This window comes from Marinobacterium sp. BA1, from assembly GCF_041155135.1.
GTDB lineage: Bacteria > Pseudomonadota > Gammaproteobacteria > Pseudomonadales > Balneatricaceae > Marinobacterium > Marinobacterium iners.
Genome location: NZ_BAAFHC010000001.1, coordinates 3917372 through 3929897 on the forward strand (window position 1 = coordinate 3917372; position 12526 = coordinate 3929897).

The window sequence follows — 12526 nt, forward strand, 5'->3', positions numbered from 1 at the left end:
TCCAAGCAGGTGTAATGAGATGATGGATCCTGACTACCTTCCTTTCCACGCCAACCCGAGCAAGCCTGAGTTCAAGGCGCCTGCCGGAGCCGTTGATGCGCACTGCCACGTATTTGGGCCGGCGGACACGTTCCCTTACCACCCCAAGCGCAAGTACACCCCTTGTGATGCGCCCAAGGAAAAGCTGTTCGAGCTGCGTGATTACCTGGGCTTTGAGCGCAACGTCATCGTGCAGGCATCCTGCCACGGTACCGACAACGCTGCGCTGGTCGATGCACTGGAAAGCGCCGGTGAGCTGGCGCGCGGTGTGGCCGTCGTAGATCCTGCGATCACCGTGGAAGAGCTTAAAGCTATGGATAAGGCCGGTGTGCGTGCCGTGCGTTTCAACTTCGTCAAGCGTCTGGTCGACACCACGCCGAAAGAAGTATTCCTGTCGATTGCCGAGAAGATCAAGCCACTGGGCTGGCATATTGTGGTCTACTTCGAAGCACCGGATCTGGAAGATCTGATTCCCTTCCTGAATCAGCTCGACACCACCATCGTAGTCGACCATATGGGGCGTCCGGATGTGACCAAGGGCGTCGATCACCCTGATTTCCAACGTTTCATCGATTTCATGGGCGGCAATGAAAAGGTTTGGGTGAAGACCACCTGCCCCGAACGCCTGACCCAGACTCCACCGGATTACAGCGATGTGGTGCCGTTCATGAAGGCGCTGGTCGAAAAATTCCCGGATCGTTGCCTGTGGGGTACCGACTGGCCGCACCCCAATATGAAGTCTCATACCCCTGATGACGGCAAACTGGTGGACGTTATCCCGCAGATCGCAACCACCGCCGAACTGCAGCAAAAGCTGCTGGTCGACAACCCGATGCGACTTTACTGGTCCTGACAGGAGAACTGATCATGAGCTCAACGCACCGCGAGATACCGGGTACGATCTTTTTCGACGGCCCCATGTCCACCAAAGGCTATCCGCTGAACAAAATGTGCTACTCCTTCAACAACGCTGACGCCCGTGAGGCTTTCAAGGCTGATGAAGCGGGGTACTGTGACAAGTTCGGCCTGACCGAAGCCCAGAAAAAAGCGATTCTCAAGCGTGACCTTAACGAACTGCTGCGTCTGGGTGGCAGTGTTTATTATCTGGCCAAGTTCGCCGGTCTTCTGGGTCTGAATATGCAGGATATTGGTGGCATGCAGACCGGGCGTACCAAAGAAGAGTTTCAGGCATACCTGGACAGTCAGGGCAGGGGGAAAAACAATGGCTAAGGTTATTGGCGGCATCACCACATCCCATATTCCGGCGATCGGCATCGCCATGGACAAGGGGTTGGAAGACACGCCTTACTGGAAGGATTTTTTTGCCGGTTACCCGCCAGTGCGCGAGTGGCTGAACGAACAGCAGCCGGACATTGCTATCGTGTTCTACAACGACCACGGTCTGGAAATGTTCCTCGACAAAAAGCCCACCTTCGCACTGGGTTGTGCGCCCATGTACGAAAACGCCGATGAAGGTTGGGGCATCGCTACCATCCCGCCAGTGACAGGTGAAACCGAGCTGTCTTGGCACATCGCTAACGAACTGATCGAGAACGACTTTGATCCAACCATCTGTCAGGATATTAAAGTCGACCACGGACTGACCGTGCCGCTGTCGATCATGTATCCGGGCCACAACTACAAGCATCTGAAAGTGATTCCGGTGTGCATCAACTGCGAACGTTACCCGATGCCGAAACCCTCCCGCTGCTTTGCACTGGGTCAGGCTATCGGCCGTGCGGTTGAGTCCTTCGCCGGTGATCAGAAGGTGGTGGTATTCGGTACCGGTGGTCTGTCACACCAGCTGGATGGCGAGCGTGCCGGTATTATCAACTCCGATTTCGATCTGGAATGCATGGACAAGCTGGTCAGCGATCCAGAAGCTCTGACCAAGTACAGCAACGATGATCTGGTCGAGATTGCCGGTGCTCAGGGCGTCGAGCTGAACATGTGGCTGGCCATGCGCGGCTGTTTGCTGGGTAACGTGAAGGAAGTGCACCGCAATTATGTGGCGCCGATTTCCAATACAGGGGCAGGTCTGCAGTTGTTGTTGAATGAATAATATTTAACTCTGACAAAAAAACCCGAATTCATTCGGGTTTTTTTGGAGCTTTTTATATTAAGAGTGATATTTGTATGACTTTTACACTATATGTATATAGGTTTATATGGATGTTTGGCATATTTATCTTGCTGTTACTAGATAAAATGAGGCCAAATTATGATGATAAGAAAAAAACTGGCGCTGGCAATTATGGTGGCGGGTATGAGCTCTCAGGCTTCAGCACTGGAGCTAGGTGAGATAAACGGAACCAAATTTAGCGTTGGTGGTTATATTAAAGCAGAGGGTGTTTTTACAGACCCTGATGATGGCGATACCTCTTTTGAGGGAAGTGCACGTCAGACACGTATAAATTTTGCGGCTGACCGACAGGTTGATGGTCATAAGCTACGAGCTTTTGTCGAAGGTGATTTCTGGGATAATAATACATCTGCGGACAGTACTTATGCCTGGCGTTTGAGACATGCCTATCTTCAGGTGGATGGGTTGACTGTTGGTCAGACCTGGAATGGGCAATTCTTCGCAAATGCTCCATTTGATGTTGAAACGATCAACTTCTTTGGCCTGGGGGCTGGGACAATTGCCGGGAGTGGGGCAGTCATTCGTCCAGACCTCGTAGTGCATTATACACATGGTGGACTCCGTTTAACGTTGCAGGACCCCATTTACAGCGATGCAAATATTCCGGATATGGTCGCGGCCTATACCTACCGTACCGACAATGGCCATGCCTTCAATGTGGCGCTTACCGGTCGTGAAGTGGAAACTCTGAACAACGATTCCGAGTTTGGTGCAGCGATCTCCGTGGCCGGTAAATTCAAATTCGGCAACTCGGCTTTGGCCTTGAGCGCATATACCGGTGAGGGCAACAACATCTACTCCGGCTGGGGTTATGCTGGTGCGTCTAGTCCGGCAAATCAGCCGTTTAGCGAGGGCGAGATCAATGCGAATGGGGATCTTGTCAAAACAACCGGTTTCTCTGCCGGTGTGAGTCATCGCTTCAGCGACAAGCTGCGCGGTAACATCCGTTACGGTCAGGTAACAGCTGATGAAGTAGCAGCTAACGTTGCTGATGATACCTTCAAGATGACCAACGTCAACCTGATCTATACCTACCTTCCCGGACTGGAGTTCGGTATTGAGTGGCGCGACCAGAATGCGGCCAACCGCCCGCCGTCATCAGCGGGCAGCTCTCTGCGTCCAGCCGGTCAGCAGCTTGAGCTGATGGCGATGTACAAGTTCTGAGACAGCAACGCTCAAAGACAACCCGGGTCCCCTTCCCCGGGTTGTCTTTTATCGGCATGAACTCACTCTGGCAGACAACGATGATGGCAAAGGCTCAGGCACAGCGACTTTGGCGACGCAGGGTTTCGGACGGCAGCTCGCCGATATGTTTGCGGTACTGGGCAGCAAAACGGCCTAAATTGGTAAAACCGTACTTGAGTGCGACCTCGGTGATGTTGCGGATTCCCGGTTTGTGGGCGAGTTCGTGGTACACGGACTCAAGCCTGAGGCGTCGGATATAGGCCGTAGGGGTCATCTTCAGTTCGCGCTCAAACAGGTTATAAACTGATTTGCGGCTGATACGACAATGCCGGGCAAGGTCTTCGATGGCCAGCTCCCCGGTTATGTTGTCCAACAGGTAATGATGGATCTGTTCCAGTTGTCGATCGTGCAGTCGGGTTTGACTGTGCGGTAAACACAGGTTGCTGTCATAGGTTTTCAGGATCGCATGAGTCAACAGTTTGCAGTAGTAAAATGATGCCCGCTCGGTACCGGTACACTCCTGGAAGGCCAGAATGTCGTTGAGTAGATTGTGCAGCGTCGCAGAATCATCAAAGGGCAAAGGCCTGCGCCCGAACTCAATCTGGCTAGAGGGCACCAGATAGCCGAATTCACGGGCGCTTTGATGCAGGAAGCTACGCGGTACTCTGATAATCAGTTTGCGACAGTCGGGTGAGTAGAGCATACCGTACTCGTCACCGGGAGGGATCACAATCGAGTCACCCTGCTGCAGGCGGAAGTGTTGACCGGCAATGTTCCATTCGCTGCTACCACTGAGAATAAACTGAAGATGATAGCTTTCCTGTATTGGAGGGATGCGCAATTTAGCAGTACTGCCATAACCATGTTCCGATATATCGAGCGGTCCGAGCTCTTTGTATTTTATATAAGAGGTTTTACCACTCGGTCCGGTTTGAATAAGACGGTGTTCGCCCAGGCGGGGTTTCATGAAGTTTGAGAGATCGCAAGCCGAAACGCCTGCGATTGAATAATTACAGGCAGATAGTATAAAGGGCATCGAGTACCTCTAGTTATTTTTATAATTGATTCTGCTTTAACCAGATCAGTAAAAATCTTATCCGGCTTCCAAATAACATATGGATTTATTTATCCATGACCATTCGGTTTTTTACCAACTCCATTCAATTTTTGTTACATGTTGGGATAGTTCGGCCCGCCGGCACCTTCAGGTACCACCCAGTTGATGTTTTGGGCCGGGTCCTTGATATCACAGGTCTTGCAGTGGACGCAGTTCTGCGCATTGATCTGGAACTGCGGACCACTATCGCCTTCCACCACTTCATACACACCGGCAGGGCAGTATCGCTGAGCCGGTTCGGCATATTTGGGCAGGTTCTGGTTGATGGGGATGCTCGGGTCTTTCAGCTGCAGATGGCAGGGCTGATCCTCTTCGTGGTTGGTGTTGGAAAGAAACACGGATGAGAGTTTGTCGAACGACAGGACGCCATCCGGTTTCGGGTACTGAATTTCCGTACTCTCACTGGTCAGCTTAAGCTGCTCATGATCCTTATGCAGGTCATGCAGGGTCACCGGGATTTTGCCGCCGAACCAGTTCTGGTCGATATAGTTGAACGCACCGCCCAGATAAGGCCCGAATTTGTGCATCGCCGGGCCGAAGTTGCGTCCACGATACAGCTCGTCATACAGCCATGAGGCCTGGTAAGCATCGGTAAAGCCGGTCAGGTCCTTGCCGCCTGCATCGCCATTAACCAGTGCCGCTGCAATCGACTCTGCCGCCAGCATGCCGGATTTCATGGCGGTATGAATGCCTTTAATCTTGGAAAAGTTCAGCGTGCCGGCATCACAGCCGATCAGCAGGGCACCTGGCATGGTCATCTTCGGCAGGGTGTTGAAGCCTCCCTTGGTGATGGCTCGGGCGCCGTAGGCCACGCGCTTGCCACCTTCGAGATACTGCTTGATCTCGGGGTGATGTTTCATGCGCTGGAACTCGTCGAACGGGCTTAGATATGGGTTGGAATAGTTCAGGTCGATAATCAGACCCACAACGACCTGGTTGTCTTCGGCATGGTAGAGGAAAAAACCGCCACTGGCGCCGTCGCTCAGCGGCCAGCCGGAGCCGTGTACGACCAGGCCGGGCTTGTGTTTGGCAGGGTCAATATCCCACAGCTCCTTGATACCGATGCCGTAGTGTTGAGGGTCAGCATCCTTGTCGAGCGCGTACTTCTCGATCAATTGTTTGCCCAAGTGGCCACGACAGCCCTCGGAGAAAATCGTGTATTTGGCATGCAGTTCCATGCCGGGCATGTAGTTGGGGCCCTGTTCACCGCTGGCGGTCACACCCATATCACCGGTTGCGATCCCTTTAACACTGCCGTCCTCGTTGTACAGTACTTCGGCGGCGGCAAAGCCCGGGAACACTTCTACACCCAGCTGTTCTGCCTGTTCACCCAGCCAGCGGGTGACATTGGCGAGGCTGACAACATAGTTGCCGTCGTTGTGCATGGTCTTGGGCACAAAGGCGTTGGGCAGTTTGATGGCACCGGTTTCGTTCTTGAGCAGAAACACCTGATCTTCTGTCACAGGCGTTTTCAGCGGGGCACCATTCTCTTTCCAGTCGGGGAAGAGCTCATCCAGTGCGCGGGTTTCCATCACGGCACCGGAAAGAATATGGGCGCCGACCTCAGAGCCTTTTTCAACTACACAAACGGTCAGTTCCTGCTCGGCTGACTTGGCCTGTTGCATCAGACGGCACGCTGCCGAGAGCCCGGCAGGCCCGGCGCCTACGATTACTACATCAAATTCCATCGATTCACGCATGGTCTACCTCTGATTCATGCAGCCCGGCTGCCGCCGGGCAGGAGTGATATCGCCTTGGCTATCAGAGCCGGGATTCCAGCTCCGGCAGCGCCTGGAAGAGGTCGGCGACCAGGCCGTAATCCGCTACCTGAAAGATAGGGGCTTCTTCATCCTTGTTGATCGCCACAATCACTTTGGAATCCTTCATGCCGGCCAGATGCTGGATGGCACCGGAAATGCCCACGGCGATGTAAAGGTCGGGTGCCACAACCTTGCCGGTTTGACCTACCTGAAGGTCGTTGCTGACAAAGCCTGCATCCACGGCAGCACGTGAAGCCCCTACGGCCGCTCCCAGCTTGTCGGCCACCTGTTCCAGCAGGGCGAAATTTTCGCCACTGCCAAGACCACGGCCACCGGAAACGACGATGCGGGCAGAGGCCAGTTCGGGCCGGTCCGACTGCGCCAGTTCTTCGCTGATGAAGCGAGCAAGGCCGGCATCACAGACGTTGTTCACTACCTCAATGGCGGCGTTGCCACCTTCGGCGGCAACAGGATCGAACGCCGAAGTACGTACGGTGATCACCTTGATCGGGTCAACGGACTGTACGGTCGCGATGGCGTTGCCGGCATAGATCGGCCGTTTGAAGGTATCAGTAGATTCGACGGCCATGATGTCCGACAGCTGGCCAACATCCAGCAATGCGGCCACGCGAGGCATGACATCCTTGCCGGTGGTACCTGCCGGTGTGATGAGGTGGCTGAAGTCGCCGGCCAGGCCGGCAATCAGGCTGCCAAGGTTTTCCGCCAGTCCTTTCGCATAGGCGTCATGATCGGCCAGCAACACCCGACCAATACCGGCCACTCGGGCGGCCTCTTCGGCAACGGCCCGACAGCCCTTGCCGGCCACCAGCACAGAGATGTCGCCACCGATCTGAAGAGCGGCATTCAGGGCGCAGAGTGTCGCCGGGTTGAGCGTCCGATTATCGTGTTCGGCAATCAATAAAATACTCATCCCAATCCCCTTAAAGTACCTTGGCTTCGTGTTTGAGTTTGTCGATCAGCGCATCCACGCTGCCCACCTTGATACCGCCCTGACGGGCCGCCGGAGCCTCAATTTTGAGTTGACGGACGTGGGTTTTCAGGGTGATACCTAGATCGGCCGGGGTTTTGACATCCAGTGGCTTGCGTTTGGCTTTCATGATGTCAGGCAGCTTGGCATAGCGTGGTTCGTTCAGGCGCAGGTCAGTGGTCACTATGGCCGGGAGAGTTAGCTCAAGCGTGCGCAGGCCGCCATCGATCTCACGGGTGACAATTGCCCTGTCGGCCTCGAGCTTGATGGCAGAGGCAAAAGTGGCCTGGGGACGACTGGTGAGTGCCGCCAACATCTGCCCGGTCTGATTGTTGTCGCCGTCGATGGACTGCTTACCCAGCAGCACCAGGCCGGGTTGCTCGGCTTCGACCACTTTGGCCAGCAGCTTGGCGATGTTAAGCGGTTCGGGCATATCATCGGTTTCAACCTGTACGGCTCGGTCGACACCCAGAGCCAGAGCTGTGCGCAGTTGTTCCTGCACCGCTTTGGGGCCGATGGATACCGCCACCACTTCAGTCGCGATTCCCGCCTCCTTGAGTCGGATCGCTTCTTCCACGGCGATTTCACAGAAGGGGTTCATGGCCATTTTGGTGTTGGCCAGGTCGACATTGGAGTTATCGGCTTTGATGCGCACCTTGACGTTGTAATCGATGACGCGCTTGACGCTGACAAGTATTTTCATGGTTCGTGTTTCCGTAAATCGGTTGTTCACATCGGTTCCGGGGCAACTGGGACGGCGGGTGGTGCCGGTTCAGCGCTCGAGCCGGAACACCTCCTCGGAGGGCTGTTCGCTGTACATGTCCCTGACCAGCTCATCACGGCTTTTCAGCACTGCACGCTGGTTGATAGAACCCTTGTCGGTGACTTCATTCAGGTCGATGGCGGGGGGCTGATCGAGTAGTCGCATGCGGCGGATCAGGGTAGAGCTACCGGTGCTGGCTTCGGCCATCTGCTCCAACAAGCGCTGGAAGGTTTCACGCAGATGGGGCGCGCGCAGCAGTTCACAGTCGGACAGCTCATCGCTGTTCGGTACCAGAGCGCGGCAATGACCCAGATCCGGGAAAATCATCGCCGACACATAAGCACGATCATGACCGGCAATCACCACATCCTGCACATAGGGAGCAAAGAAGTGGATAAGGTGTGCGCGCAGGTTACCGACACTGACCCAGGTACCTGTATCCAGTTTGAAATCTTCGGACACGCGGCCGTCGAAGCGGAAGCCGCGGTTGGGTCGCTCCGGGTCAATGTACTTCATGGCATCGCCGAGACAGTAAAAACCTTCTTCATCGAACGCCTGTGCCGTCAGTTCGGGAGCACGCCAGTATCCGGGAGTGACTGAAATGGCGCGAATGCGCGCTTCAAGCTTGTCACCGTTGGGTACCAGTTTCATCTCGATGCCCGGCAGCGGTGTGCCGATCACACCGGACGCACATTCCTCGATCGATGCGAACAGTGCTGAAGGTGCGGTCTCGGTAGCACCCAGTCCCGTGATCATGGGAATTTTTTTGCCCGTATGTTCAATGGCAAGTGCATCCAGGGCATCCCAGATGTGCTGGGAAAGTCCGGCTGCGGCAAAATGGGTCAGCTGCAGGCGAGAGAAGAATGTTTTGGCGATGTCTGGAGACTGACGCAGCTTTTTCACCAGCAGTTCATAGCCTTTGGGGACGTTGAAATAGACCGTGGGCGCCACATCCCGCAGATTGTTCAGGCTGATGTCGAATGCCTTTTCCGTTGGTTTGCCGTGGTCGATATACAGGCTGCCGCCGTTATACAGGGCAATGCCGATGTTGTGGTTGCCGCCAAACGTGTGGTTCCAGGGTAGCCAGTCCACCATGATCGGCGGTTCGTCCTTGAGAAATGCCATGATGCTTCGGATCATTTCCTGATTGGCGCAGAGCATGCGCTGGGTATTGATAACCGCCTTGGGCATGCCTGTGGAGCCGGAGGTAAACATGAACTTGGCGATGGTGTCGCCGTCGATCCGCTCCTTTGCCGCTTCGGCTAAGGGTGAAGTCGGGGTTTTGAGCAGCTCATTGAAATCGAACACGGGGTTGTTCAGCTCATCCATCGCATGGGCACTGGAAACCGCAATCAATGGGGTGGTGGCGGGTACGACAGCATCAATGGCATCGCGGAAGGGGCCCAGGTTGTCCACAAACACCATGCCCGGTGTCAGCAGGTCAAAAATATGACGCAGCTTGCCAAAATCGGTAGATACCAGTGAATAAGCGGTCGAAATCGGCGCAAAGGGGATGCCGATATACATGGCTGCAAGGCTGATCAGCAGGTGTTCATTGCTGTTGCCCGAAAGGCAGACGAGGGGGCGTTCCGGTCCTAGGTCTTGAGTCACCAGCCAGGCGGCCAGAGCACGGACATGTTTGAGGGTATCGGCATAGGTAATGGAGTCCCAGTCATCCTGAGCATCGCGCTGGGCAATGAGCACGCGCTCCGGAGCTTCCGCTGCCCAGAACTCAAGGCGCTCGATCATGTGTTCGGCGTATTCAGCTAGCGGTTGCGGGCAGCGAACGATCTGAACGCCGTCTTCGCGGATCTCTACATCCACACCATAGTTGTTTACGTTAACAGGGTGAAAGTCGGCAAGCATGTTTGGCATCTCCATCGCGGGCCGGTTTGTTGTCTTTGTCGCGGCCCGCGGTTGCGTTGTCTTGATTCTTGTTATGTGATGCTGAGCGTCAGTCGTCGAAGCGGTAATTCGCAATACCGGCTTCCGCCTGCTCGAAGCTCAGTAAGCGTGCCTGGATAGCGGGCAGGCTGTGAGCAAAGTAATACTCCGCCAGAGCGATCAGGTTCCCGTAGTAAACAGGGTCCTGATCGCGACGGCTCAAGGCCAGTGCAGCCAGATTGCCCAGCTGCCAGGCACAGCAGAGCGTTCCCAGTGCTTCCAGCAGAAGTACGGCTCCGGCATTGAGCCGCAGCAGATTGCCGCTGCTGACCATGGGGATAATCTGGTCACGAAGTGCGCCTGTTGCCTGACGCAGGGTGTCGGTCGCCTGCGGCAGGTCCTCAAGACGGTTGGCATCGGCATCTATTTCGTCCAGCAGGGCTTTGAGTGCAACCCCTTCATCGAGCTGAATCTTGCGGAACACCAGATCGCGAGCCTGGATTCCGGTGGTGCCTTCGTAGATGGTGGTTACGCGTGCATCGCGCATCAGCTGGGCAACGCCGGTTTCCTCCACAAAGCCCATGCCGCCGAAGACCTGGATACCGGTGCCCGCCATCAGGTTGGCTCTCTCCGTGGCGTAGGCCTTGAACACGGGAGTCAGCAGGGCGACCCGATCTTGCAGTCGCTTGCGCTCATCGGCGTCGGGCGTATGTTCGGCCTTGTCGATCTGGGCCGCAATCAGGTAGCTGAGTGATCTCAGCCCCATCACTTCCGAACGAATCGACAGCAGCATGCGTGCCACATCCGGGTGCTGAGCAATGGCTACCCGTTCACGGCCACCACGGTAATCAGTGCCCTGGGTGCGCTCAAGTGCATATTCCAGCGCCTGCTGATAGGCGGCCTCACCCAGAGCCACGCCTTGAATACCACAGCTTAGGCGGGCCTCATTCATCAATATGAACATGGCTGCAAGTCCGCGGTTCTCGTCACCGATCAGCTCGCCGTAGCAGGTATCCTTGTCGCCGTAGCTGATCGAACAGGTCGGACTGCCGTGCAGACCTGTCTTGTGTTCGATGCCGGTGCAGCGGACATCATTGGCTTCGCCGAGGGTGCCATCTTCACGGATGCGATACTTGGGCACCAAGAACAGCGAAATACCGCGGCTGCCGGCCGGCGCATCGGGTGTTCGGGCCAGAACCAGGTGAACAATGTTGTCCGCCAGATCGTGGTCGCCGTAGGTGATGTAGATTTTCTGCCCCTTGATCAGGTAACGCCCATCGTCCTGTTTCACTGCTCGGGTGGTGAGTGCGCCCAGGTCTGAACCTGCATTGGGTTCGGTTAGAGACATGGCCAGTGTCCAGCGACCGGAAATGAGCGGTTCCAGGTAGCGCGCCTTCTGTTCATCGCTGCCGAAGTGCATCAGGATCTCGCTGCCGCCCTGAGTCAGCGCGTGGAACATGATGAAGGCCAGGTTGGCCGACAGCCACATTTCATTCACCGGCTGGGCAATGAAGCGCGGCAGCGACTGGCCGCCAAATTCTGCTGGCAGCGCAAGTCCCATCCAGCCGGCATCACAGAACTGGCGGTAGGCGTTCTTCCATCCATCCGGGGTCATCACCTTGCCATCCTCGAAACGACAGCCCTGGATATCTCCCATGCGGTTGAGTGGTGCCAGCTCACCGGCGGCAAACTTGCCCGCTTCTTCAAGTACGGCATTGACCAGCTCGGTATCGAAATCGGCCATGGTTGGCAGTTCGTCCAGTCCGGTTGTGGTCAGGGCGTTTTCGACCAGCAACTGAATATCCTTGAGCGGGGCCTGATAGAGACTCATCATCCACCTCTTGTGTTGTTTACTTGGCAGCCATGCGGATGGCGCCGTCCAGTCGAATCACTTCACCGTTGAGCATGCTGTTCTCGATGATCTGCTGTACCAGTGAAGCAAACTCTTCCGGCTTGCCCAGTCGCTGGGGGAAGGGCACGGATGCCCCCAGTGAGTCCTGCACCTCCGGCGGCAGCACATCCATCATCGGGGTCTGGAAGATACCGGGGGCGATGGTCATGACACGGATTCCGAAACGCGCAAGCTCTCGGGCGACCGGCAGGGTCATGGCGCATACGCCACCCTTGGAGGCGGAATAGGCGGCCTGACCAATCTGGCCATCAAAGGCAGCCACGGAGGCAGTATTGATGATGACGCCACGTTCGTTGTCTTCCCCGGGTGTGTTGTGCTGCATCCGGTCGGCACTGAGGCGAATCATGTTGAAGGTGCCGAGCAAATTGACGCGCAGGGCGCGTTCGAAGGTATCCAGACGGTGGGGGGCATCGCGGCCGATGACGCGTTCTGCACCCGGAATGCCGGCACAGTTGATCAGTCCATCAATCGAGCCAAAACGCTCCAAAGCCTGATCGATGCAATTTTGTACCGAGGCTTCATCGGCAATGTCGGTCTGAACAAAATTGGCACGCTCGGCCAGGTCGTTTGCGACTCGGTTGCCGCCTTCGGTATTGATGTCGGCCAGGGTAATACGGGCGCCGAGCTTATGCAGGCGGCGGGCAACGGCTTCACCAATGCCTGAGCTGGCGCCGGTAACGATGAAGTGGCGATCGTTGATATTCATGGGGCGACTCCTCTGTTCTTGTCGTTGGT

The 12526-nt window shown here is 55.8% G+C and carries 11 protein-coding genes; 4 read left to right on the plus strand and 7 right to left on the minus strand.

Features of this window, described 5'->3' with window-relative positions; translation table 11 throughout:
• Nucleotides 1-19: 19 nt before the first annotated feature.
• The 4 genes from ACAM29_RS18825 to ACAM29_RS18840 all read left to right on the plus strand — a co-directional run bounded on the left by ACAM29_RS18825 (nucleotide 20) and on the right by ACAM29_RS18840 (nucleotide 3346).
• On the plus strand, nucleotides 20-892 hold the full coding sequence (locus tag ACAM29_RS18825; RefSeq protein ID WP_206835805.1) for an amidohydrolase family protein: 873 nt from the start codon (nucleotides 20-22) through the stop codon (nucleotides 890-892).
• Between the two features lie 14 nt (nucleotides 893-906).
• Nucleotides 907-1269: a protocatechuate 4,5-dioxygenase subunit alpha gene (locus ACAM29_RS18830; RefSeq protein ID WP_369625059.1), complete on the plus strand. Its 363-nt coding sequence runs from the start codon at nucleotides 907-909 to the stop codon at nucleotides 1267-1269.
• Nucleotides 1262-2101, plus strand: a complete 840-nt coding sequence (locus ACAM29_RS18835) for a class III extradiol dioxygenase family protein (RefSeq protein ID WP_369625060.1) — start codon at nucleotides 1262-1264, stop codon at nucleotides 2099-2101. The genes ACAM29_RS18830 and ACAM29_RS18835 overlap by 8 nt, the downstream gene beginning before the upstream one ends.
• A 159-nt stretch (nucleotides 2102-2260) precedes the next feature.
• Nucleotides 2261-3346, plus strand: coding sequence for a hypothetical protein (locus ACAM29_RS18840; protein WP_369625061.1), 1086 nt, complete (start codon nucleotides 2261-2263; stop codon nucleotides 3344-3346).
• A 94-nt stretch (nucleotides 3347-3440) separates the two neighbouring features.
• On the opposite strand, the gene ACAM29_RS18845 is transcribed toward ACAM29_RS18840, so the two are convergent.
• The 7 genes from ACAM29_RS18845 to ACAM29_RS18875 form a co-directional block, all read right to left on the minus strand.
• Entirely contained in the window at nucleotides 3441-4403 is a 963-nt protein-coding gene (locus ACAM29_RS18845; RefSeq protein WP_369625062.1) for an AraC family transcriptional regulator, read from the minus strand.
• A gap of 134 nt (nucleotides 4404-4537) precedes the next feature.
• A complete protein-coding gene (locus ACAM29_RS18850; RefSeq protein WP_369625063.1) occupies nucleotides 4538-6184 on the minus strand; it encodes an electron transfer flavoprotein-ubiquinone oxidoreductase in 1647 nt (548 codons plus the stop codon).
• Between the two features lie 61 nt (nucleotides 6185-6245).
• On the minus strand, nucleotides 6246-7175 hold the full coding sequence (locus ACAM29_RS18855; RefSeq protein WP_369625064.1) for an electron transfer flavoprotein subunit alpha/FixB family protein: 930 nt from the start codon (nucleotides 7173-7175) through the stop codon (nucleotides 6246-6248).
• Nucleotides 7176-7185: 10 nt separating this feature from the next.
• Nucleotides 7186-7935 (minus strand): electron transfer flavoprotein subunit beta/FixA family protein, encoded by a 750-nt coding sequence (locus ACAM29_RS18860; RefSeq protein ID WP_369625065.1) that lies wholly within the window; start codon nucleotides 7933-7935, stop codon nucleotides 7186-7188.
• Nucleotides 7936-8004: 69 nt separating this feature from the next.
• Nucleotides 8005-9861 carry a feruloyl-CoA synthase gene (locus ACAM29_RS18865; RefSeq protein ID WP_369625066.1) on the minus strand — a complete coding sequence of 619 codons (1857 nt, stop codon included), beginning with the start codon at nucleotides 9859-9861 and terminating at the stop codon, nucleotides 8005-8007.
• Nucleotides 9862-9949: 88 nt separating this feature from the next.
• Nucleotides 9950-11710, minus strand: coding sequence for an acyl-CoA dehydrogenase (locus tag ACAM29_RS18870; protein ID WP_369625067.1), 1761 nt, complete (start codon nucleotides 11708-11710; stop codon nucleotides 9950-9952).
• A gap of 19 nt (nucleotides 11711-11729) precedes the next feature.
• The gene (locus tag ACAM29_RS18875) at nucleotides 11730-12497 is read right to left on the minus strand and encodes a 3-hydroxyacyl-CoA dehydrogenase (RefSeq protein WP_369625068.1); all 768 of its coding nucleotides are present in this window, start codon (nucleotides 12495-12497) and stop codon (nucleotides 11730-11732) included.
• Nucleotides 12498-12526 lie beyond the last annotated feature (29 nt).